The organism is Streptomyces sp. NPDC033966 (assembly GCF_055575955.1).
This window is the reverse complement of record NZ_JBVIRQ010000003.1, coordinates 40553-62687: the sequence shown is the minus strand read 5'-3', so window position 1 is coordinate 62687 and position 22135 is coordinate 40553. Positions and strand designations below refer to the sequence as shown.

The 22135-nt window shown below is 72.5% G+C and carries 22 protein-coding genes and 2 pseudogenes; 12 read left to right on the top strand and 12 right to left on the bottom strand.

Annotation, left to right across the window (positions count from 1 at the left end; translation table 11 throughout):
- Positions 1–45 precede the first annotated feature (45 nt).
- The 5 genes and pseudogenes from ACZ518_RS09355 to ACZ518_RS09335 all read right to left on the bottom strand — a co-directional run bounded on the left by ACZ518_RS09355 (position 46) and on the right by ACZ518_RS09335 (position 3837).
- Positions 46–1203: an NHL repeat-containing protein gene (locus ACZ518_RS09355; protein ID WP_469112414.1), complete on the bottom strand. Its 1158-nt coding sequence runs from the start codon at positions 1201–1203 to the stop codon at positions 46–48.
- Between the two features lie 10 nt (positions 1204–1213).
- Complete coding sequence (locus ACZ518_RS09350; RefSeq protein WP_469112413.1) at positions 1214–2278, bottom strand: gluconolaconase; 1065 nt, start codon at positions 2276–2278, stop codon at positions 1214–1216.
- A gap of 388 nt (positions 2279–2666) precedes the next feature.
- Positions 2667–2888, bottom strand: a pseudogene (locus tag ACZ518_RS09345) (GNAT family N-acetyltransferase); the annotation flags it as partial.
- A gap of 45 nt (positions 2889–2933) precedes the next feature.
- Complete coding sequence (locus ACZ518_RS09340; RefSeq protein ID WP_469112412.1) at positions 2934–3350, bottom strand: GNAT family N-acetyltransferase; 417 nt, start codon at positions 3348–3350, stop codon at positions 2934–2936.
- Positions 3351–3705: 355 nt separating this feature from the next.
- The gene (locus tag ACZ518_RS09335) at positions 3706–3837 is read right to left on the bottom strand and encodes a hypothetical protein (RefSeq protein ID WP_469112411.1); all 132 of its coding nucleotides are present in this window, start codon (positions 3835–3837) and stop codon (positions 3706–3708) included.
- 75 nt (positions 3838–3912) lie between these two features.
- On the opposite strand from ACZ518_RS09335, the gene ACZ518_RS09330 reads away from it, so the two are divergent.
- A complete protein-coding gene (locus ACZ518_RS09330; RefSeq protein WP_469112410.1) occupies positions 3913–4416 on the top strand; it encodes an NUDIX hydrolase in 504 nt (167 codons plus the stop codon).
- Between the two features lie 174 nt (positions 4417–4590).
- Here the strand turns inward: ACZ518_RS09330 and ACZ518_RS09325 are convergent, their stop codons facing one another.
- From ACZ518_RS09325 to ACZ518_RS09315, 3 genes and pseudogenes are all read right to left on the bottom strand, one after another.
- Positions 4591–4956, bottom strand: a complete 366-nt coding sequence (locus ACZ518_RS09325; protein WP_469112937.1) for a hypothetical protein — start codon at positions 4954–4956, stop codon at positions 4591–4593.
- A gap of 209 nt (positions 4957–5165) precedes the next feature.
- Positions 5166–5318 (bottom strand): hypothetical protein, encoded by a 153-nt coding sequence (locus ACZ518_RS09320; protein WP_469112409.1) that lies wholly within the window; start codon positions 5316–5318, stop codon positions 5166–5168.
- Between the two features lie 280 nt (positions 5319–5598).
- Positions 5599–5810 (bottom strand): annotated as a pseudogene (locus ACZ518_RS09315) (GNAT family N-acetyltransferase); the annotation flags it as partial.
- Positions 5811–6028: 218 nt separating this feature from the next.
- Here ACZ518_RS09315 and ACZ518_RS09310 point away from each other — a divergent pair.
- The 5 genes from ACZ518_RS09310 (at position 6029) to mug (ending at position 11251) form a co-directional block, all read left to right on the top strand.
- Entirely contained in the window at positions 6029–7369 is a 1341-nt protein-coding gene (locus ACZ518_RS09310; RefSeq protein WP_469112408.1) for a hemolysin family protein, read from the top strand.
- A complete protein-coding gene (locus ACZ518_RS09305; protein ID WP_469112407.1) occupies positions 7366–8385 on the top strand; it encodes a hemolysin family protein in 1020 nt (339 codons plus the stop codon). The genes ACZ518_RS09310 and ACZ518_RS09305 overlap by 4 nt, the downstream gene beginning before the upstream one ends.
- Positions 8386–8421: 36 nt before the next feature.
- A complete protein-coding gene (locus ACZ518_RS09300; protein ID WP_469112406.1) occupies positions 8422–9204 on the top strand; it encodes an SGNH/GDSL hydrolase family protein in 783 nt (260 codons plus the stop codon).
- 71 nt (positions 9205–9275) lie between these two features.
- On the top strand, positions 9276–10709 hold the full coding sequence (purB, locus tag ACZ518_RS09295; RefSeq protein ID WP_469112405.1) for an adenylosuccinate lyase: 1434 nt from the start codon (positions 9276–9278) through the stop codon (positions 10707–10709).
- On the top strand, positions 10706–11251 hold the full coding sequence (gene mug / locus ACZ518_RS09290; protein WP_469112936.1) for a G/U mismatch-specific DNA glycosylase: 546 nt from the start codon (positions 10706–10708) through the stop codon (positions 11249–11251). The genes purB and mug overlap by 4 nt, the downstream gene beginning before the upstream one ends.
- Positions 11252–11264: 13 nt before the next feature.
- Here the strand turns inward: mug and ACZ518_RS09285 are convergent, their stop codons facing one another.
- From ACZ518_RS09285 to ACZ518_RS09275, 3 genes are read right to left on the bottom strand one after another with little or no spacing between them, the layout of a single operon-like run.
- Positions 11265–11702, bottom strand: coding sequence for a hypothetical protein (locus ACZ518_RS09285; protein ID WP_469112404.1), 438 nt, complete (start codon positions 11700–11702; stop codon positions 11265–11267).
- 40 nt (positions 11703–11742) lie between these two features.
- A complete protein-coding gene (locus ACZ518_RS09280; RefSeq protein WP_469112403.1) occupies positions 11743–12495 on the bottom strand; it encodes an ABC transporter permease in 753 nt (250 codons plus the stop codon).
- A 20-nt stretch (positions 12496–12515) separates the two neighbouring features.
- Positions 12516–13430, bottom strand: a complete 915-nt coding sequence (locus ACZ518_RS09275; protein WP_469112402.1) for an ATP-binding cassette domain-containing protein — start codon at positions 13428–13430, stop codon at positions 12516–12518.
- A 108-nt stretch (positions 13431–13538) separates the two neighbouring features.
- Between ACZ518_RS09275 and ACZ518_RS09270 the strand changes: the two genes are divergently transcribed.
- From ACZ518_RS09270 to ACZ518_RS09260, 3 genes are all read left to right on the top strand, one after another.
- Entirely contained in the window at positions 13539–14714 is a 1176-nt protein-coding gene (locus ACZ518_RS09270; RefSeq protein ID WP_469112401.1) for a sensor histidine kinase, read from the top strand.
- 4 nt (positions 14715–14718) lie between these two features.
- Entirely contained in the window at positions 14719–15369 is a 651-nt protein-coding gene (locus tag ACZ518_RS09265) for a response regulator (RefSeq protein WP_469112400.1), read from the top strand.
- A 101-nt stretch (positions 15370–15470) separates the two neighbouring features.
- A complete protein-coding gene (locus tag ACZ518_RS09260) occupies positions 15471–16625 on the top strand; it encodes an ROK family transcriptional regulator (protein ID WP_469112399.1) in 1155 nt (384 codons plus the stop codon).
- 68 nt (positions 16626–16693) lie between these two features.
- Here ACZ518_RS09260 and ACZ518_RS09255 read toward each other — a convergent pair whose 3' ends face one another.
- Positions 16694–17446, bottom strand: coding sequence for a GntR family transcriptional regulator (locus ACZ518_RS09255; RefSeq protein ID WP_469112398.1), 753 nt, complete (start codon positions 17444–17446; stop codon positions 16694–16696).
- Between the two features lie 334 nt (positions 17447–17780).
- On the opposite strand from ACZ518_RS09255, the gene ACZ518_RS09250 reads away from it, so the two are divergent.
- The 3 genes from ACZ518_RS09250 to ACZ518_RS09240 all read left to right on the top strand — a co-directional run bounded on the left by ACZ518_RS09250 (position 17781) and on the right by ACZ518_RS09240 (position 22039).
- A complete protein-coding gene (locus tag ACZ518_RS09250) occupies positions 17781–18722 on the top strand; it encodes an alpha/beta fold hydrolase (protein ID WP_469112397.1) in 942 nt (313 codons plus the stop codon).
- Between the two features lie 116 nt (positions 18723–18838).
- Entirely contained in the window at positions 18839–20428 is a 1590-nt protein-coding gene (locus ACZ518_RS09245; protein ID WP_469112935.1) for an alkaline phosphatase D family protein, read from the top strand.
- Positions 20429–20611: 183 nt separating this feature from the next.
- The gene (locus ACZ518_RS09240) at positions 20612–22039 is read left to right on the top strand and encodes a GNAT family N-acetyltransferase (protein ID WP_469112396.1); all 1428 of its coding nucleotides are present in this window, start codon (positions 20612–20614) and stop codon (positions 22037–22039) included.
- Positions 22040–22135 lie beyond the last annotated feature (96 nt).

The window sequence follows — 22135 nt, the reverse complement described above, 5'->3', positions numbered from 1 at the left end:
GTGGCCGGGCGTCGCGGGGCAGCGGGAGGGACTTGCCGACACCCCCTACGGGGCGACCTTGCCGATGCCTCCCGGGGCCTGCGCGGCGCGCCGGTCGATCTGCCACAGCTGGCCCTCGCGGTTGCTGACGTAGATCCAGCCGCCCTCCAGCGCGAGTCCCTCGCAGGTCCCGAGGCCCGAGGCCACCACCCGGTGCGCGCCGTCGGCGAGGGTGATCTCGTGGAGGAGGCCGTTCGCGTGGTCGATGGTGTACGCCCGGCCCGCGCCGTCGAGTTCCACGCGGATGGTGCGCGCCCCGGCGGGAAGGGTGGCCACCACGCGGGGGGCGCCGCCGGCCAGGGGGATCTCGTACAGCTTGGCGCCGTTGTCCTTCTGGCCGACGTACGCCCTGCCCCTGCCGTCCAGGGCCACTCCGGCGATGCCCTGCCCGAGGCCGGTGGCGATCGTGGTCTTCCGCCCGCCCGGCAGGTCGACGGCGATCAGCTGCCCGTCGGTCCAGTTGGTGACGTAGGCCCTGCTCGCCGCCGCGTCGAGCGCGACGCCGTAGGCCCCCGGCACGTCGGCGATCTTGCGGGAGGTGCCGTCGGACAGGTTCACCGCGAGCAGTCGCCCGCCGGCCCAGTCCGTGGTGTAGGCGGTGCCCTGCCCGTCGACCTCGACGTCGCCGATGTCGCCCAGGGCGCTCGCGGCGACGCGCTGGGCGCCGGTGCCGGCCTTCACCTCGGACAGCCTCAGGCCGCCCCGGTCGGCGACGTACACCGTGCCGTTCGCCGGTTCGGCCGCCACGCCTTCGGAGGTGCCCAGCCCCGTCGCGACCAGGGTGTGGCTCCGCTTGGCGGCGATGAGCTTCGACAGGTCCTCCAGCTTGGGCATGTCCTCGTCGCCGATGCTCACCTTCGGCGGCCCGAAGGCCTTCGTGGTGGACGAGGCCATCCGGGAGGCCGACGCGGGGTCTTCGGTGACCTGGTGCTGCGCGGCGGCTGCGGCCCGGGTGCTCTGGAAGAGCGGCCCGAGGAAGCCCATGACGTCGAACGCCCCGTGGGCGGTCTGGCGTACGAGCCACGGGTCGCGCTCGCTCTCCAGCCGGCGCACCTCTTCCGAGACGCTCCCCGCGCCCGGGGTGTCCTCGCCGAGCTTCCGGCCGGCCTGGTCGGCGGAACCGGCCTGGTCCCCGCCGTTGTCGAAGATGTTCTTGAAGGACATGGTCTCTCCCCTAGAGCGGCTGCGGCTGGGTCTGGTAGTCGAGTACTTCCGGCTGGAACACCCGGTGTTCCCCGGCACGGACCGCGACCCTTTCGGCCGTCCCCTTCTGCAGGAAGCGCTTTCCCTCGTCGGCCAGGTCGAAGCGGCTGGAGTCGAGGGCCGCCTCGCCGAGCTTCCACGCGAGGACCTGGGAGTACCTCGGCTCTGCGCCCTGCTTGGCCGTCTCCTTGACCTCGACGGGCTCGGGGTAGTGCAGGGCGACCCAGCCGCCGAAGGTGACGGGGAACTCGTAGTCGAACTGGCGGACCTCGCGCCGGGTCGTGGCCATGACGTCGGCCCGGCTGCTGATCTGGAAGCTCATCGTCGACACGTGCTTCCATTCGGTGGTCAGCGAACCGCTGACGGAGCCGGTGATCCCGAGCGCGAGCTCGCCCCACAGCTCCCCGGTGCCGGTGGCGGAACTGGTGGCGGTGGTGTTGCTCGTCGCCTCCGTCTGCGTCTCCGTGTTGACGCCCTGGTTGTCCTTGCTGTTGAGCAGGGTGGTCTTCTGGTACTGCTTCATCTCCATGCTCTTCGCCAGCTGCTGCTGGAGCGACGCGATGGACTTCGCCCCGAAGGTGAGCTTCACCTCGCCCTGGAGCGACCAGCTGATCGTGTTCGAGATCGTGAACTCGACGGTGTCCGTCACGGTGATCACGATCGGGTCGGTGCCGTTGACGTACGTCTGCTTGGAGACCATGTCGGGCGGCGGCTGCTGGATGTCGGCGCGCTCCTCGATGACGGGTACGCCGACGTTCATGAAGGCGCGCCAGCCGCGCTCCTGTGCCGTCTGCTCGTCCGCGGGGAACGTGCCGTAGCGCTCCTTGTTCAGGGAGAAGCCGACGGGGTCGAGCGGCTCGCCCCCTCCCTGGCGGTTGCGCCTGAACGCGCCGCGGCGCAGGTTGCGCTCCAGGATGCCGGCGGCCCTGGCGGCGATGTCCAGCTCCTGCTGGTTCTTCGTGGTCAGCGGGTGCCGCATGAACACGTCGTTGATGTAGGCCGTGCCCACGTCGTTCCTGACGCTTCCTTGCCCCATACCGTTTTCCCCTCCCTGTGTGGCAGGTTGGTTACGCTACGCAACCGGTGCAGGGGTGGGCAGCGCCCAGAAGTCGCCACCGGGTGACAACCGGACAGATGCCGCTGACCAGGCACTTGATCATGCCGGGGCGGGGTGCGCTCCGGGGCCGGGCGGCCGTCCCGGGTGCGCCTTTGCATGATCCACTGAGGCCGGGATCCCGGGGGCGGCGCGGCGGCGGGCGACCCGGGCGGGCCCGCCGCGTGTCCGGATCCATGAGCCCGGGGCTGGCTCGGCGTAGCCGGAGCACCGGTTCCGGCTCGAATTGACCCCGGGCGCGTGTTCGAGAGGGGTGGCGCCGGACCCGGGCGGGGGCGTTCACCCGTACGGCGGTCCGGGCGGCGCCGGATCAGCCCGCGAGCGGCTTGACCCAGCGGGTCCAGATGTCCTCGGGCCCGTAGCCGGCCGACCGCCACGCCCCGCGCGCCTGCTCGTTCCCGTCGAGCACCATCGCGTCGGCGCGCCTGCCGCCCAGCGCCGAGAACCGCTCCTCGGCGGCCCCGAGCAGCGCGGAGCCGATCCCCTGCCGGCGGTGGGCCGGGGGCACGGCGAGCCGGTACAGGTGGCAGCGCCAGCCGTCGAAACCTCCGGTCTCACAACACGGAGGCGCGCATGCCTACCCGAGCGGCTTCACCCATCGCCGCCAGTGGTCTTCCTGGTGGTACCCGGCCGCGGCCCAGGCAGCCTGAGCTTGCTTGTTCTCGACCAGCACCATCGCGTCTCCGCGTCGGCCGCCCAGCTCGCGGAACCGCTGTTCGGCCGCCTCAAGGAGCGTCCTGGCGATCCCTTGCCGACGATGGGAGGGGCGCACAGCAAGCCGATAGAGCGATGCCCTCCAGCCGTCCCACCCTGCAATCAGAGTGCCCACGAGGAGCCCGTCAGACTCCGCGAGGATCAGAGCGTCTGGATCACGTCCGATGAGCCGAGCCACCCCCGCGATGTCGTCCGTGATGGACGTGCCTTCGGCCGCCGCCTTCCAGAAAGCCAGAACGCTTTCGGCATCAGCCACCGTGGCGCTGCGTATCTCGATCATGAAGCCGAGCCAAACACAGGAGGGGAACGGCCGACCACTGCCTTTCACAGGACGAGACGGGTCGATGAGCCGAACTTCGAGCTGGACATGTCCGAGGGCCGCATGATGGCGGGCTCCAAGGCGTACGCCAATGCCACGTACCGGGAGAGCGTCTCTGAGAAGCGGCAGAAGCAGCCAGTACTGCAGCCGCAGTTGCTGCGATCCGCGACTGCCCGACCGATCGGGCACTCCTGTTGACCCGCTGGAGCACGTTGCTGCTACACGAGCTCGAACGTGACCGGCGCCACGGACGGTATGAAGATTGTGTCGCCCTCAGCGAGACCTTGGGGGTCCTCGTAACCGACGGGTAGCACGATCAACATCGCGTGAGGACGCGGCAGCCACCCAACGTCTTGAGGGTGGTACGGAGCCAGATGGTGAGGGCTGCGGCGGTGGCGGTGCCGAGGTAGACGTAACGGCGCTTGTCGTAGCGGGTGGCTGGCACCACTCAGATCACCCCGCCCCATGCCCACTACAACGAAATCGGCATGCTGTGGAAACGCCCGTCCTTACGCTATCGGTCATGCCCACTCACAACCCGTCGTTCACTGTCAACGACGACGTCGAGGTGCCCGATCCCGCCTCAGGCGAGGTCTGGACCGTCGGCGCCGTCATCCTCAACCAGGACGGCCAGGCCTTCGCCCAGAAGCGGAGCCCAGACCGTCGCCTGTTTCCCGATACCTGGGACATCGTGGGCGGCCACGTCGAGGCTGGGGAAACGGTTCTGGAAGCTCTCGCACGCGAGGTTGAGGAGGAGACCGGCTGGCGCCTGACCCACGTGCGGCAGTTCCTTGGCACCACAACCTGGACAGGGGACGACGGCGGTGGACTCCGTCACGAGGCCGACTATCTCGTCGAGGTCGACGGCGACTTGGACCACCCCACGCTGGAATGGTCCAAGCACTCTGCCTACGACTGGTTCAACCCCGACAACCTCGCCCGCCTCAAAGAGAACCGCAGACCCGGAGAGTTCTTGATCCACGACCTCATCGCACGGGCCATCGGAGATCGCCCGGACAAGGCCTAGTACTGCAGCCACAGTTAGGGGGGCGGCGGCCGCGAGGGCCAGGGTGATGTGCCGGCACCAGGCCCGGTAGTGGCGTGCGGGCGCCGGCGGCCCGCGCGATCTCCGCGAGCGGCGTGCCCAGCGGGGCGTGCACCAGGTAGTACGCCCGCTCTCCGGTGGTTGGGTGGCGGCGGATCAGCAGCGCGGCGGAGAAGCCGTCGGCGGCCTCTCGGCCCGGCAGCGAGACCTGGGCCCAGGCGCAGTCGCGCAGCCCGTGTGCGCCGTCGCCGGCCGAGCGGATCTCCCAGACGTCCTCGGGCAGGATGGCCGCCAGGGTGCGGGCGTTCTGCCCGCGCGGCCCGGGCCGGTGTTCGTAGCGATGGCCAGCACATACGCCAGCCGTTGGCCGGTCAGCCAGGACCTGAGGGCGGGGTTGTCGCCGTAGACCTCCTCCCCGCACCCGCACCCGCACCCGCACCCGCACACCCAGCGAAACGGCACCCCGGCCGCCACCGCCCGCTGCAGCTTCGCCTTGGCCAGGGCGGGCTTGGTGGCGAACACGACGTCCTGGCCGATCCGTGCGTCCACCCGGCGCTCGGCATCCTCCGGTCCAGGAGGTGGGCAGGTACAGCTCGCGGTCGATCAACGCGCGGCCCGCGACGGAGGCGTAGGCGAGGAACACCCCGAGCTGGCAGTTGTCGATCTTCCCCGGCCTACCGGTCACAGCAACTGCGGCTGCAGTACCAGGCTTCCAGTGCGACCGTCACGACTCAATTGATGTCGAGGTCGATATCGAGAAGTGCGGCAGTGTGCTTGACCTGACGCTCCTGCGGCGCGGCCTCCAACTGCTGTTGCTCCGGCGTCTCCTGGTCGGCCTTCTCGTCAGTCTGCTTCTGATCCCTGGCAGGCGTCTGCTCAGTCATGGCGTACCTCCTGGGTCTCGGGGTTCCAGCGTCTCACCGCTGCAAGCAACAGGCCCGTCGCTCACGAAGGAGATTCCGCCCAAGCCTCAGGCCCCCGCCGCGCGGGCCGCCCGAGCCCTCAGGATCCGTCCGGGTCCGGGTGCCCTGCCGTGTGGAACAGGGACAACGGACTCTGTCAGCACATGTGATCCGGTGATTCACGAACCGCATGACCGATCTCATTTCGCGACCGCCCTTCGCCGCACGTGGGGGTGGTTCCGGACTTCTCGGGTTTCGAGCAGTCGAAGCCCGCGATGACGGTGCCGACGAGCTCGCCGTCGCGCCGGGCGAGCAGGAGGGCCCGGGGTCACGCGCGTGCAGCCGTTCGGCTCCGGCCAGGTCGTCGCTGATGCTCGCGCCCTTGGCTGCGCCCTTCCAGAAGTCCAGGACGGCGGGCAGGTCGGGAGCTGTAGCGGGGCGATGTGAAGATCGTTCATTCCGGGATCCCGCCACCCGCGCCCGCTCGCCCAAAAGGACGAGCCATCGCCTTTGCCTTTCCTTTACCATAGGGTGGGACGGTTTCCCCGATCCACGACGAAAGACGAAAGGTGTGAGCGTCCGCCCATGGGCGAGCCTCCCGGTCCCCGACATCCCAGTACGCGACATCCCGGTACGCGACACCGCGCGGCCCCCCTCCTCCTGACCGATCATGGGACGGAGGTGAACGACCGATGACCGAGGTAGTCCTGCTCATCGTGGCGCTGCTGCTCTGCCTCGCCTGCGGCGTGTTCGTCGCGGCCGAGTTCTCGCTGACGACCGTCGAGCGCAGTGAGCTCGAACGGGCCGTCGAGCGGGGCGAGCGCGGAGCGGACAGTGCCCTGGCCGCGGTCCGCAGCCTCACCTTCCAGCTGTCCGGCGCCCAGCTCGGCATCACGGTGACCGGCCTGGTCATCGGCATGATCTCCAAGCCCTCGATCGCGGCCCTGCTCACGGGCCCGTTCCAGGACATGGGCCTGTCGGCCGGCGCCGCGTCCTCCACCGCCCTGGTCCTCGGCACCGTCCTGTCGACGGTGGTCCTGATGGTCGTCGGCGAACTGGTCCCCAAGAACTGGGCGATCTCCTCGCCCCTGGCGATCGCCAAACGCGTGGCGACCATGCAGCGGGTCTTCTCCCGCGCGTTCAAGCCGCTGATCAGCCACCTGAACACCACCGCCAACCACATGGTCCGCCGCTTCGGCATGGAGCCCGCCGAGGAACTGGCCTCCGCCCGCAGCCCGCAGGAGCTGGTGGCCCTGGCCCGGCACTCCGCCAAGGCCGGCGCGCTGGAGAAGGACACCGCCGAGCTGTTCGTGCGGACCCTGAACCTCGCCGACCTGATCGCGGAGAACGTGATGACCCCGCGCGTCCAGGTCACGGCCCTGGACGTGCACACCACCGCCGAGGACGTGGCCAACGCGACCATGGCCACCGGGCTGTCGCGCTTCCCCGTCTACCGGGGCAGCCTCGACACCGTGGTCGGCATCGTCCACATCAAGGACGTCCTGGCCCTGCCCGCCGCCGAGCGGCACCGCCATCCGGTGTCGCGGCTGCTGCGCGAGCCGCTCCTCGTACCGGAGTCGCTGACCGTGGACCGGCTGCTGGACCGGCTGTCCGGCCGGCAGACGATGGCCGTGGTGATCGACGAGTACGGCGGCACGGCCGGAGTGGCCACGCTGGAGGACATCGTCGAGGAGGTCGTCGGCGAGGTGCGCGACGAGCACGACCCGCACGAGACCCCCGACCTGGCCCCGGCCGGCACGGACGAGGCGGGCCGGACCCTGTACTCGGCCGACGGCGCCGCGCGCACCGATCAGCTCCGGCGGATCGGGCTGCGGGTGCCCGAGGGCCCGTACGAGACCCTGGCCGGGCTGATAGCCACCGAGCTGGGCCGGATCCCGGCCGTCGGCGACCGCCTGGAGCTGGACGGCTGGCGCCTGGACGTGGTCGACGCCAGTGGGCGCCGGGCCGCCCGCGTGCTCCTGCACGAGCCGGCCGGACCCGCCGGCGACGAGACCGCGGAGGAGACCCGATGACCGCGATCCAGCTGCTGATCGGCCTGGCCACGCTGGTCGTCAACGCCTTCTTCGTCGGCGCGGAGTTCGCGCTGATCTCGGTCCGGCGCAGCCAGATCGAGCCGCACGCCGAGCAGGGCGACCGCCGGGCCCGCGCGGTGCTGTGGGGCCTGGAGCACGTGTCGGCCATGATGGCGGCGGCGCAGCTCGGCATCACCCTGTGCACCCTGGTGCTCGGCGTGGTGGCCGAGCCGGCCATCGCGCACCTGCTGAGCCCGCTGCTCGACGCGGTCGGGGTGCCGTCCGGGGTGACGCACGGGATCTCCTTCGTGGTGGCGCTGGCGCTGGCCACGTACCTGCACATGCTGTTCGGCGAGATGGTGCCGAAGAACGTGGCGCTGGCCGAGCCGGTACGCACCGCGCTGGCCCTGGGGCCGCCGCTGGTCGCCCTGACCCGGGGGCTGAAGCCGGTGATCTTCGCGGTGAACGCCTTCGCCAACGCCCTGCTGCGGCTGCTGCGGGTGGACGTGAAGGACGAGGTCGCGGCGACGTTCTCGGACGATGAGCTGGCCCGGATGGTCAAGGACTCCAGTGACGCGGGGCTCATCGACGACCGGGCGAGCGAACGGCTGCACGACGCCCTGGAGCTGGGCCGACGGCCCGTAGCCGACGTGGTGCTGCCCGCGCACCGGGTCGTCACGGCCGGGCAGGGCATCACGGCGGCCGCACTGGAGGCCCTGTCCGCCGAGTCGGGGTACTCCCGCTTCCCGGTGGTCGACGCCCGCCAGCGGATCCTGGGCTACCTGCACGTCAAGGACGCCCTGGACGTGCTGGAGCGGGACGAGCCCTTCCCGCAGGCCGCGCTGCGCCCGATCGCGCAGGTGCGGGCGGAGACCCCGCTGGACGACGTGCTGACCGCCATGCGGCGCAGCCGTACGCACCTGGCGGCGGTCCTCGGGGCGGAGGGGGCCCTCGCGGGGCTGGTGACGATGGAGGACGTGCTGCGGGAGCTGTTCGGCCGCCCCGCCTCCCCCTAGGACGGACGGCGTACCGCGCGGTAGCATCGCTCCGCCATGGAGATGAATGCGTCGTACACCAGTTTCGTCGCGGTCGGGGACTCCTTCACCGAGGGGATGTCCGACCTGCTGCCGGACGGCTCCTACCGGGGCTGGGCCGACCTGCTGGCCGCCCGGCTCGCCGCGCGCGAGCCGGGCTTCCGCTACGCGAACCTGGCGGTGCGCGGCAAGCTGATCGGCCAGATCGCCGAGGACCAGGCCCCGGCCGCCGCCGCGATGGGCGCGGACGTGGTGACCCTGGTGGGCGGGCTCAACGACGCGCTGCGTCCCAAGGTGGACATGGGTCGGGTCCGGGCCCACCTGGAGGGCGCGGTGGAACTCCTCGCACCGTCCTGCAAGCACCTGGTGCTGATGCGCTCGCCCGGCCGCGAAGGCCCGGTGATGGAACGCTTCCGGCCGCGCATGGAGGAGCTCTTCGGCATCCTCGAAGAGCTCGCCGCGCGGCACGGGGCGCTGCTGGTGGACCTGTACGGGGCGCCCGTGCTCGGGGACCCGCGGCTGTGGGACGTCGACCGGCTGCACCTGACCCCGGAGGGGCACCGCAGGGTGGCCGAGGCCGTCTGGCAGACTCTGGGGCTGCCCGCCGAGGAGGACTGGCGGGCACCGCTGCCGCCCGCGGCCGTGCCGGGCTGGCCCGTGCGCCGGGCCGAGGACGTGCGTTTCGCCCGGCAGCACCTGCTCCCCTGGATCGGGCGGCGGCTGACGGGCCGCTCCTCGGGGGACGGCCGCCCCGCGAAGCGGCCGGAGCTGCTGCCGTACGGGACCCCGCCGCCCTCGTAGCAACCCACAATCCCGAGGGCTGCCCCTACCTGCGTAAACGCACAGCCGCCGCCCAAGTAGAATCCCTACACGTGACTGCCAAGCCCCGCATCCCCAATGTCCTGGCCGGCCGCTACGCCTCCGCGGAGCTCGCCGTCCTGTGGTCCCCCGAGTACAAGGTCACGCTGGAGCGGCGGCTGTGGCTCGCCGTGCTGCGCGCCCAGAAGGACCTCGGCATCGAGGTCCCCGACGCCGCCCTCGCCGACTACGAGCGCGTCCTTGAGACCGTCGACCTCGCCTCCATCGCCGAGCGCGAGAAGGTCACCCGGCACGACGTGAAGGCCCGGATCGAGGAGTTCAACGCCCTCGCCGGCCACGAGCACGTCCACAAGGGCATGACCTCCCGCGACCTCACCGAGAACGTCGAGCAGCTGCAGATCCGGCTCTCGCTGGAGCTGGTGCGCGACCGCACGGTCGCCGTCCTGGCCCGCCTCGGCAAGCTCGCCGGTGAGCACGCAGAGCTGGTCATGGCCGGCCGCTCCCACAACGTGGCCGCGCAGGCCACCACGCTGGGCAAGCGCTTCGCGACCGCCGCCGACGAGCTGCTCGTCGCCTACGACCGCCTGGAGAACCTCCTCCAGCGCTACCCGCTGCGCGGGATCAAGGGCCCGGTCGGCACCGCCCAGGACATGCTGGACCTGCTGGGCGGCGACGCCGCCAAGCTGGCCGATCTGGAGCAGCGGATCGCCTCCCACCTCGGCTTCGCCCAGGCGTTCACCTCGGTCGGCCAGGTCTACCCGCGCTCGCTGGACTACGACGTGGTCTCGGCCCTGGTCCAGCTGGCCGGCGCCCCCTCGTCGATCGCGAAGACGATCCGCCTGATGGCCGGCCACGAGCTGGTCACCGAGGGCTTCAAGCCCGGCCAGGTCGGCTCCTCCGCGATGCCGCACAAGATGAACACCCGCTCCTGCGAGCGCGTGAACGGCCTCATGGTCATCCTGCGCGGCTACGCCTCGATGACGGCCGAGCTGGCCGGCGACCAGTGGAACGAGGGCGACGTCTCCTGCTCCGTCGTCCGCCGGGTGGCCCTGCCCGACGCGTTCTTCGCCTTCGACGGCCTGCTGGAGACCTTCCTGACGGTCCTCGACGAGTTCGGTGCCTTCCCGGCCGTCGTGGCCCGCGAGCTGGACCGGTACCTGCCCTTCCTCGCCACCACCAAGGTGCTGATGGGCGCGGTGCGGGCCGGTGTGGGCCGCGAGGCCGCGCACGAGGTCATCAAGGAGCACGCCGTGGCCTCCGCCCTGGCCATGCGCGAGCAGGGCGCCGAGCGCAACGAGCTGCTGGACAAGCTGGCGGCCGACGAGCGGATGCCGCTGGACCGTGCGCAGCTGGACGCCCTCATGGCCGACAAGCTCTCCTTCACGGGCGCCGCGGGTGACCAGGTCGCCTCCGTGGTCTCCCGTATCGAGGCCATCGCCAAGGAGCACCCGGAGGCCGCCGGTTACGCTCCGGGGTCGATCCTCTGACCCCCGACGAGCTCGAAGCCGCCCGCGGCCGCGTCCTCCCGGACGTGGTCGCGGGCGGTCTGCGTGTGCTCTTCTGCGGAATCAATCCGGGTCTCCTCTCCGCCGCGACGGGCCACCACTTCGCCCGCCCCGGCAACCGGTTCTGGCCGGTCCTGCACCTGTCGGGTTTCACCCCCCGCAGGCTGGCCCCCGAGGAGCAGCAGGAGCTGCTGTCCTACCGCCTGGGCATCACCAACGTCGTCGCCCGGGCCACCGCCCGCGCCGACGAGCTGAGCGCCGAGGAGTTCCGCGAGGGCGGCCGAATCCTGACGGCGAAGGTGGAACGGCTGCGCCCCCAGTGGCTGGCCGTGGTCGGCGTCACCGCCTACCGCACCGCTTTCGGTGAGCGGAAGGCCGAGATCGGCCCCCAGGAGCGCACCATCGGCGCCACCCGCATCTGGGCCCTGCCCAACCCCAGCGGTCTGAACGCCCACTGGACCGCCGAGTCCATGGCCGAGGAGTACGCCCGCCTGCGCCTGGCCGCCGGCTCCGACGGCCCCTGAGTCCGGCCGGCGGCTACGGCGGGTCGACCACGGTGACCCCCGCCATCAGCATGAAGGGGAACTCCTTGTCCCATTGGGCGACGCAGACCACCAGCCACCGGTCCCCCGCCCGCCACAGGTGCACATGGTCGGTGATGTTGCTCAGCTCGCCCCACGGTTCCGGTATCTCCTCCCCGTCGAAGCCCCGGTCCATCAGCGACGCCAGGGCGAACATCTGCGGCGGCCCCCACCGGTCGGTCACTGCCTGGGTGAGCGCCGCGTACTCGGCACTGATCTGCTCCTCGGCCTCCTCCCGGCCGGAGCCGTCGTCGTCCCAGAAATCCCGGGTCAGGCTGAGCTGGACCAGGTGGTGACCCGGGCCCGCGCCCTGTTCGCCGGACACGGCCGGCCCGGCCGGGAATTCGAGCGTCCGCAGCCGGTCGATCGTGTCGAGATGGTCTGCCGTGGTCATGCCGTCAGTATCGGGCGGACCACTGACAACTGGCCCGGCGTCACGCGTCGCGCCGCCGCACGGCCAGCCAGCCGGCGGCCAGGGCGGCGAGGGCCCACACGCCGGCGACCGCGAGGCCGCTCCAGGGCCCCAGTGCCCCCTCCGCATGCGCCCTCATCACCATCTGACCCGCCCGGTCCGGCATGAACTGCATGGCCCCGCCCACGACCTGACCCACCACGAAGGGCACGATCAGCAGGAAGGGTATGAGCAGGCTCATCACCAGGGTGCCGCTGCGCACCAGGGCGGTCAGGCCGGCCGACAGCAGGGCGATCAGGGTCAGGTAGACCCCGCTGCCGAAGACGGCGCGCACCGTCCCCGGGTCGCCGAGGGACAGGGCTTGGTCCCCCATGAACGCCTGCCCGGCGACGAAGGTGACGAGACCCGTGATCTGTCCGACCGCGAAGGCGAGTCCGGCGACGGTGGCGGCCTTGGACAGGTACAGCCGGGTCCTGTTGGGCACGGCGGTCAGCGAGACTCTCAGGGCGCCGGCCCGGAACTCGCCCGCGAAGGCGGTCGCGCCGAAGGCGATGGCCGCTATCTGACCGAAGTTGATTCCGAAGAAGGCTCCGAGCAGGCGGTCCTCGCCCATGGCACCGGGCTCGGAGGTACCGATGGCGGCGGCGGTGAGCACGGTGACGCCCGCGGTGGCGGCGAAGACGGCCGCCAGCGATCCGAGGACCGCGCGGGCGGACCGTATCTTGATCCATTCCGAGTGCAGGACGGGGACGGTGGGCAGGGCGGCTGCGGTCACGGTGGTGGCTCCCATCGGGTTCAGGCGGCGGTGGCGGAGAAGGGGGTGCGGTCGGCGGTGAGGTCGAGGTAGGCCTGCTCCAGTGAGGCCCGCTCGTCGGAGAGTTCCAGTACGGCGATGCCCTCCCGGGCGGCCAGGGCTCCGATCCGCTCGGCCCGTATGCCGTCGACGGTCCACCGCCCGTTCTCGGCGGCGGCCAGGCCCAGGCCATCGCGGGCCAGGGCGGCCGCCAGCCGGTCCGGTTCCGAGGTCCGCAGCCGCACCCTGGGCGTACTGCGGGCGTCGATGAACTCCTGCAGTGGGGTGTCGGCGAGCAGCCTGCCCTGCCCGAGGACGACGAGGTGGTCGACGAACGAGGCGGACTCGGCCATCAGGTGGCTGGAGACGAAGACCGTGCGCCCTTCGGCGGCGAGGCTCCGCATCAGCTCGCGGATCCAGATGATGCCCTCCGGGTCGAGGCCGTTGGTCGGCTCGTCCAGCAGCAGGACTCCCGGGTCGCCGAGCAGGGCGGCGGCTATGCCCAGGCGCTGGCGCATGCCGAGTGAGAAGGTGCCGATCCGGCGGCGGGCGACGGGCGCGATACCGGCCTGTTCGAGGACCGCGTCCACCCGGGCGGCCGGGATGCCGTTGCTGACGGCGAGTGCGAGGAGGTGGTCGCGGGCCCTCCGTCCGGCGTGGGGCGCCTGTGGGTCGAGCAGGGCGCCCACCTCGCGCAGCGGGCTCCGCAGGTCGGTGAACCGGCTCCCGGCGATGGTGGCGCTGCCGGCGGTGGGCCGGTCCAGGCCCAGGATCAGGCGCATGGTGGTGGACTTGCCGGCCCCGTTGGGCCCCAGGAATCCGGTGACCCTGCCCGGCAGGACGTCGAAGGTGAGGTGGTCCACGACCCGGTGGGTGCCGTGGTCCTTGGTCAGTTCGCGGATCTCGATGCGGTTCATGGCTCAAGATTCTCCGTCCGGCCCGGCCCCTTCCCTCCCCCATGCGGGGGTGCCGTCTCCCCCACGTGGGGGAGACGGCAGCGGCCCGGGCCCTGCCACGATGGCAGCATGATCCGACTGCTCCGTGCCCCGTTCCGGCCGGTGACGTACTCGCGCTGGCTGCACCTGTGCGTCCCGGTGCTGCTGCTCGCCCTGTGGATGTTCATCAACCCGCGCGTCCCGTGGATGCCGCTGCTGATCGTCATACCGTTCGGCTTCGTACCGTGGGTGCGGCTGGCCGAGGGGCTCCAGGCGCAGTTCCTGCTCACTCCGCAGGACCGGGGCAGTACGGACAGCCTCATCGGCAGCGGCCCGTCGGCGCGTTGGGCGGACCGGTGGCGGACCGTGCTGTGGCTGGAGATACGCCTGGTCGTCGCCGGGGCGGCCATGTTCGCCACCGTGTGGCTGCCGGTCCAGGCCATCGAGCTGATCGCGATCGCGTTCGGGCACCCGCTGGGCTCCGACCTCTCGGTGCCGTTCGCCCCTCCGCGCTGGGCGGCGGCCCTCCTCGTGCCGGTGCCGCTCCTCCTGCTCGTCCTGATCGTGGTCCTGCTCGGCGAGCTGATCACCACCGTCGCCCAGCGGCTGCTGGGGCCGTCGGCCGCCGAGCGGCTGACCGCGCTGGAGGCGCGTACGGAACAGCTGCTGGAGCGGACCCGCATCGCGCGCGAGCTGCACGACTCCATCGGGCACGCCCTGACGGTGGCGGTGATCCAGGCGGGTGCGGCGCGGGCCGCGGGAGACCCCGAGTTCACCGACCGCGCGCTGAGCGCGATCGAGGAGACCGGCCGGGCCGCGCTGGAGGATCTGGAACGGGTCCTGCTGGTGCTGCGGGAGTCCGCGCAGCCGCCGTCGCAGCGGCCGACCCTGATGGAGGCGGACCGGCTGCTGGAGTCCGCCCGCGCCTCGGGAGCGGAGGTCGACGCGCAACTGACGGGCCCGCTGGACAAGTTGCCCGGACCGGTCACCCGTGAGGGGTACCGGATCCTGCAGGAGGCACTCACCAATGTGCTGCGCCACTGCGGTCCCGTTCCCGTCCGGGTGCGGGTGGACATGGCCGGGGGCCGGCTGGAGCTGGAGGTGACGAACCCGCTGCCGGAGCGTCCTGCCGTCACGAGGGGCGGCGGGAGCGGGCTGCGGGGTATGAGGGAGCGGGCGGCGCTGCTCGGGGGCGAGGCCGAAACCGGCCTCCACGAGGGTGGTTGGCGGGTGTGCGCGCGGCTTCCGCTGGAGCGAATACCCTGACCGGATGCCGGTTACCGTACTGCTCGTCGACGACGAGCCCCTGGTGCGCGCGGGTCTGCGTGCAGTCCTGGAGGCCCAGCCCGACATCGAGGTGGTGGGTGAGGCCGCGGACGGGGCGTCCGTCATCCCCCTGGTGCGGCAGTTGCGGCCGGACGTGGTGGCGATGGACGTACGGATGCCGCTGCTCGACGGGATCGAGGCGACCAGGGCCGTGCTGCGGTCGGTGGACTCCCCGCCGAAGATCCTCGTGGTCACCACCTTCGAGAACGACGAGTACGTCTACCAGGCGCTGCGCGCCGGAGCCGACGGCTTCCTGCTGAAGCGGGCCCGTCCCTCGGAGATCGTGCACGCGGTGCGGCTCGTCGCCGAGGGAGAGACCCTGCTCTTCCCGGCGGCCGTACGGGCCCTCGCCGCCGAGTACGGGAACCGGGAGGCCCGCGCGGTCCTGGAGCGGGCCGCGCTGACGGAGCGCGAGGAGGCGGTGCTGCGGCTCATGGCCCGGGGGCTGACCAACGTGGAGATCGCCCGCGAGCTGATCGTCGGTACGGAGACCGTGAAGTCTCATGTCAGCGCCGTCCTGGGCAAGCTGGGGGCGCGCGACCGGACCCAGGCGGTGATCACGGCGTACGAGTCCGGCTTCGTCTCGCCGGCCTGAAGCGAGGGCCGGTTCCCGTCGGCAGGGGGGCCGCTTCTCGCCGCCGCGGCGGGGGCGCAGTACGATCCGCCTGACAGGGTAGTTAGCTGGGAGGACACACGTTGGGGCAGCTGACCGGCGGGGATCCCTCTCTGCTCCGGCGCATCAATTCGGCCGTGGTGCTTCGCGCACTGCGGGCGGCCGGATCGCCCACCCTCACCGACCTCACGCGGGTGACCGGGCTCTCCCGGCCGACCGTCGAGGGGGTCGTGGAGGGGCTGATCGGCACGGGCCTGGTGGTCGAGGCGGAAGCCGAGGAAGGCGCACGCCGCCAGGGCCGCCCGGCGAGGAGGTTCCGCTTCCGCGCCGAGGCGGGGCACCTGCTCGGCGTCGAGATCGGCTCGCACCGGATCGCGGTGCTGCTGTCCGGGCTCGACGGCCGGGTCATCGGAGCCGGCACCAAGGAAGTCTCGGAGACGGCTTCGGCCGATGAGCGCCTGGAACGCGTCAGGGCGGCGGTCGCCGATCTGCTGCGCCGGGCCGGGATCCCCCGCGACTCGCTGCGCGCGGTCGGGGTGGGCAGCCCCGGCATCGTCGAGGCCGACGGGACGGTCCGCCTGGGCACGGCGCTGCCGGGCTGGACGGGACTGCCGCTCGGCGAGCGGCTGCGGCGCTCGTTCCGCTGCCCGGTCCAGGTGGAGAACGACGCCAACGCGGCGGCGCTCGCCGAGCACTGGAAGGGCGCGGCGCGCGACACCGACGACATGGTGTTCGTGATGGCCGGGCTCAGCCCGGGGGCCGGCTCGCTGATCGGCGGCCGGCTGCACCGGGGCTTCGGCGGGGCGGCGGGTGAGATCGGCGCACTGCACCTGCTGGGCCGGGAAGCCACCCCGGAGCGGCTGCTGTCGACGACGGGCGAGCCCCTCCACCCCTTGGACGAGCCGGCGGTCGCCGAGGTGTTCGCGATGGCCAAGCGCGGCGACGAGCGTGCGGTGGCCGCGGTGGACCGGTTCCTCCAGCGGCTGGTGCACGACGTGGCGGCGCTGGTGCTGGCGATGGACCCGGAGCTGGTGGTCGTGGGCGGCTGGGCGGCCGGACTGGACGGGGTCCTGGAGCCCCTGCGCCGGGAGCTGGAGCGGTACTGCCTGCGCCCGCCGCGGGTGGCACTGTCCATGCTCGGCGAGGCCGCCGTGGCGACGGGCGCCCTGCGCCTGGCCCTGGACCACGTGGAGGAAGAGCTCTTCGCGGTGGAGCGGACGGTCACCGCCCGCCGCTGACCGCGCGGGCTTCCGGGCACGGAAAACCCCGGGGCCCTCGGGGCTCCCGGGGTCCGTGTGCGGCGCGGTCAGGAGGCCGCGCGGGTCTCCGTGATCTCCACGCCCGAGTCGCCGAAGGTGAGGCGGCAGGTGTCCGCGCGGTACGTGGCCACCGAGACGGCGGCGGTGCCGGCGGCGGTGAAGTAGCGGGTGGTCACCAGGAGCACGGGTGCGCCGGGCAGCCGGTCCAGCTCCTTGGCGTCGTCGGCCCGTGCGGAGCCCAGCTCGACCGAGCGGTCCTGCCCCTCCAGGGAGAGCCGCTGGAGTTCCCGCATGACGGCGCGGGCCCGGGCGGCCCCGGTCGGGGCGTCGATGGCGGAGAGCCCGGGCACCGAGGCGGCGGGCACGTACAGCAGCTCGGCGGCGACGGCCTGGCCCTGCGTGACGCGGGTCCGGCGCACGGTGTGCACGGCCTCGTCGGCGGCGGTTCCGAGGAGCCCCAGGACGGCGGCGGCGGGGACGGCCTCGACCGCGTCGACGGCCTCCCAGCCGTCGGCGCCCTCGCCGGGCCAGCCCTGCTGCGCGCTGCCGACGGCGACGCCCACGCGCGGCGGGGCCACGGTGGTGCCGACGCCGCGGCGGCGCTGGAGGCGGCCTTCGAGTTCGAGCTGTTCCAGGGCCTGTCGCAGGGTGGCGCGGGCGACTCCGAAGCGCGCGGCGAGCTCACGCTCGTTCGGCAGGACCTCGCCGACCGCGAAGTCCTGGTCCAGCGCGTCGCTGAGCACGGTCTTCAGGTGCCAGTACTTCGGCTCCGGCACCGATTCGAGCTGCGTCGTCCCCACCCTGACTCCTCCTGCAATCGCCGCTGTCACCGTGTCCGGCATCGCCGTGTTCCAGCGGCGTTTCCGCGCCGCAGTTCCGCGCCCTTGTTTATTAAAGGTTCCTGCACTATCCGCGACGATAGGACGGGACACCCCCTTGGTCAAGACCAATCCTCGCCGCTTTGCCGGGCAGATCGGGCATATGTAGCAACCCGTTCACAGGATGTTCTCGCTCGGCACCCCCGCGTCGCGCGGACTTCGCAAAGGCTTGTAGCCGGACGCTACTCGACGGTAATCATGGACGCAGTCGTTACTGACGGCCTGTCTCATACGCGTCCACCCGACGAGGAGCAGCATGACCGCCACGGTCTCCTTCACGATCGATTCGCCGCTGGGCCCCCGCACCGCCACCGTCGCCTACGAGCGCAAGGGCTCCGGCGAACCGCTTCTCCTGCTGCACGGCATCGGCCACCACCTCCAGGCCTGGGATCCGGTGACCCACGTCCTGGCCGCCGATCACGACGTGATCGCGGTCGACCTGCCCGGCTTCGGCGCCTCCGAGCCCCTGCCCGCGGGCGTCCCGTACGACCTCGCCACCGTCACCCGTGCCCTCGGCGCGCTCTGTGCGGCGCTCGGCGTCGAGCGCCCGCACGTCGCGGGCAACTCCCTGGGCGGGCTGCTCGCCCTGGACATGGGGCGCCGAGGTCTCGCCCGCTCCGTCACCGCCCTCTCCCCCGCCGGGTTCTGGTCGGAGGCCGAGCGGCGCTACGCCTTCACCGCGCTGCGCGCCATGCGCGCCGGGGCGAGGGCGCTGCCCCTGCCGGCCCTGGACCGGCTCTCGCGCAGCGGCCCCGGCCGCGCCGCCCTCACCGGCACCATCTACGCCCGCCCCGCCCACCGCGCCCCGGAGGCGGTGGTGGCCGAGACCCTCGCCCTGCGCGAGGCCACCGGCTTCGAGGAGACCCTGGCGGCGGGCGGCTCCGTACGCTTCACCGACGACGTGCCCGGGATCCCCGTCACGATCGCCTGGGGCACCCGCGACCGGCTGCTGCTGCGCCGCCAGGGCGTGCGGGCCAAGCACACCGTCCCCGGGGCGCGGCTGGTCCGGCTCCCGGGCTGCGGCCACGTGCCGATGAACGACGACCCGGCGCTGGTGGCCCGCGTCGTCCTGGACACGGCGGCGGAAGCGGCGAAGGCGACCGGCCCGGCGCATCCGACACATCCGACGGAGGCGACGGAGGCGACGGAGGCGACGGAGGCGACGGAGGCGACGGAGGCGACGGCCCGCCGTACATGACCGGCTGACGGCTGTTCATCCACGGTTCGCGTGGGCGACGCGGTCGGTCCCGTGTGCGAAGGCACACTGGACCGGCCCGCCCCCGCCGGCCCCTGGAGACGCGACCCATGGCACCGATGCCGCACACCCGACGGACCCTGCTCGGCGGTTCCCTGGCCGTCCCGCTGGGCCTGGCCCTGTCCACCGCGCTGGCCTCGCCCGCCCTGGCCTCCCCCCGGCGGGCCCCCGCCTTCGTCCGCTCCGGCCGCCCGGCCGCGCTCTGGGGGACCCAGTCGGGAGAGGTCACCTCCCACTCGGCCGCCGTCTGGACCCGCTCCGACCGTCCCGCCCGGATGTACGTGGAAACCTCTCCGAGCGAATCGTTCCGCTACGGCGTCCGCCGCCACGGCGGCCCCTTCCTCGGCCCCGCCACGGACCACACCGGCGTCACGACCCTGCGCGACCTGCCGCCCGGCCAGCGCATCCACTACCGGGTCGTGCTCACCGACCCCGACGACCCCCGTCGCTCCGGCGAGCCGGTGCGCGGCTGCTTCCGCACCACTCCCGCCTCCCGCCGTCACGACGTGCGCTTCCTGTGGTCCGGGGACCTGGCGGGCCAGGGCTGGGGCATCAACCCCGAACTGGGCGGGTACCGCGTCTTCGACGAAATGCGGCTGCGCGACCCCGACTTCTTCCTCTTCAGCGGGGACACGATCTACGCGGACGGGCCGATCAAGGCCGCCGTGCCGCTGCCCGACGGCCGCGTCTGGCACAACGTCACCACCGAGGAGAAGTCCAAGGTCGCGGAGACCCTGGACGAGTTCCGCGGGAACTTCCGCTACAACCTGCTGGACCGCAACCTGCGCGACTTCTACGCCCAGGTCCCCGTGGTCGCGCAGTGGGACGACCACGAGGTGCGCAACAACTGGTACCCCGGGCAGCTGCTCGACGACCCGCGCTACAGCGTCAAGGACGTCGACACCCTCGCCGCCCGCGCCCGCCAGGCCTTCGGCGAGTACTTCCCGGTGACGGACCTGCGGGGCGGGCGCGCCGAGGGGCGGATGTACCGGGTGCTGCGGCACGGCCCGCTGCTGGACGTGTTCGTGCTGGACATGCGGACCCACCGCGACGCCAACTCCCCCGGCCGCCAGACCGAGGACCGGGTCGGCATCCTCGGCGCCGAACAGCTGGCCTGGCTGAAGCGGGAGCTCTCGCGCTCCCGCGCCACGTGGAAGGTGATCGCCGCGGACATGCCGCTGGGGATCGTCGTCCCCGACGGGGCGGTGGACTTCGAGGCGGTGGCCCAGGGCGACCCGGGGGCTCCGCTGGGCCGCGAGCTCCAGATCGCCGATCTGCTGCGGCACATCAAGCACCAGCACATCACGGGCACCCTCTGGCTCACCGCCGACGTCCACTACACCGCCGCCAACCACTACGCGCCCGAGCGCGCGGCCTTCTCCGACTTCGCGCCGTTCTGGGAGTTCGTTTCGGGGCCGATCGGTGCGGGCGGCTTCCCGGCGGGCCGGCTCGACGCGACCTTCGGCCCGGAGACGGAGTTCGTCCAGTCGGCGCCGGTCGCCAACATGTCCCCGGCCGAGAACCCTCCGTACTACGGCGAGGTGGAGATCGACGGCGGCGGTGGGGAGCTCACCGTCCGGTTGCGCCGCCAGGGAGGCGGCGTACTCTTCACCAGGGTCCTCCAGCCGGGCCGCGTCGGGCAGTCGTGACCACCGCCCGGTGAACGGCCGGCGAGGCGTGGACGGCCCGCCGGGCGCCGGTCGGCCGCGGGCCGGGTCGGCCGCCAGTGGAAACCCGCCGGAAAACCAGGCGAAACCGGCCGGATCGACACTTAACCAGTCGGTCACAGATCGTTCGTGATCACGCAACACCCCTGAGCCAGAGTGGTGTGCATGACTGACCGTAACCCTCTCTCCGCCGCCCCGCGCCCCCACCGCCACCACTGGCGCCGGGACCTCGTCGAACTCGCCGCACTCTTCTGCGCCGTGGCGGTCGCCGACGGCATCGCCAACCTCGTCGCACACGGCCCGGACGGCCCGGTCCTGCTGGTCGCCTCGGCCGTGGCGCTCCTGGTCACGGCGGCCTTCCACACCTGGTGGGCGCGCCGGCACAGCCATGCGCCGCCCCCGGTGGCCAAGGCCCCCTCCGATCCGGGCGGCGCCGCCGCCCCCGGGACCGCGCCCGCGAACCCCGCGCTCTGGCGGATGCGGACGACCGTGCAGGACGAGCCCGGCAGCCTCGCCGCGCTGTGCACCGCGCTCGCCCGCGAAGGCGTCGACATCCTCACCCTGCAGACGCACCCCCTCCCCGAGGGCGGCACGGTAGACGAGTTCCTGCTGCGCACCCCGCGCGAGCTGGCGGCCCCCGCCCTGACCCGCGCCGTCGCCCAGGCCGGAGGCCGCAGCACCTGGATCGAGCGCGCCGACGCCCACGACCTGGTGGACGCCCCCACCAGGGTCCTGGGCCTGGCCACCCGCACCGCCCTGGACGCCGCCGAACTCCCGCTCGCGCTGCGCCAGCTGCTCGGCCGCTGCACCATCCAGTCGATCCCCGCCACCACCCTCTCGGGCCGTCCCAACGCGGGCGCCGACGCCCCCGTCGAGGGCGTCCTGGAGGCCACGGTGATGCGGCTGCGCGACCCCTCGGGCGGCGCGATCACCGTGGAGCGGCCCTACCTGCCGTTCACCCCGACCGAGTTCGCCCGCGCCCGCGCCCTCGTCGAGCTCGACGCCCGCCTCGGGCACCGGATGCCCCGGAGCCAGGACGTGCTCACCCTGCCCGAGGGCAACGAGATCACCGTGCGCCGCGCCGACGTCTCCGACCTGGCGGCCGCCCGCTCCATGCACGAGCGGTGCAGCGAGCGCACCCTCGGCCTGCGCTACCACGGCCCGGTCGCCGACGCCGACCGCTACCTCGGCCACCTCCTGAGCCCCCGCTTCGGCCGCACCCTCGCCGCCACCACCGCCTCCGGCAAGCTCGTCGCCCTCGGCCACCTGCTGTGGGACGGCGACGAGACCGAGGTGGCACTGCTCATCGAGGACGACTGGCAGCGCCGCGGCATCGGTTCGCAGCTGCTGCGCCGCCTCATCGCGATGGCCGTCGAGGCCGGGTGCGACAGCGTGTACGCCGTCACGCAGGCCTCCAACACCGGGATGGTCGCCGCCATGCGCGGCCTCGGCCTCCCCCTCGACTACCAGATCGAGGAGGGCACCCTGGTGATCACCGCCCGCCTCGACGCGACCCCGGTCGTCTCGCGCCTGCCCTACGAACTCCCGCGCGCGCACACGCCGTACGGAACCCGGCAGCACCCCGGGCGCTGACCGCAGGTCCTCCGCCTCCGGCCGCTCAGCCCATCCGTCAGGAGGCTGAGCGGTCATGGTGATGACGGGGGCGCCTTCCGCGTACGAAGATGGCCG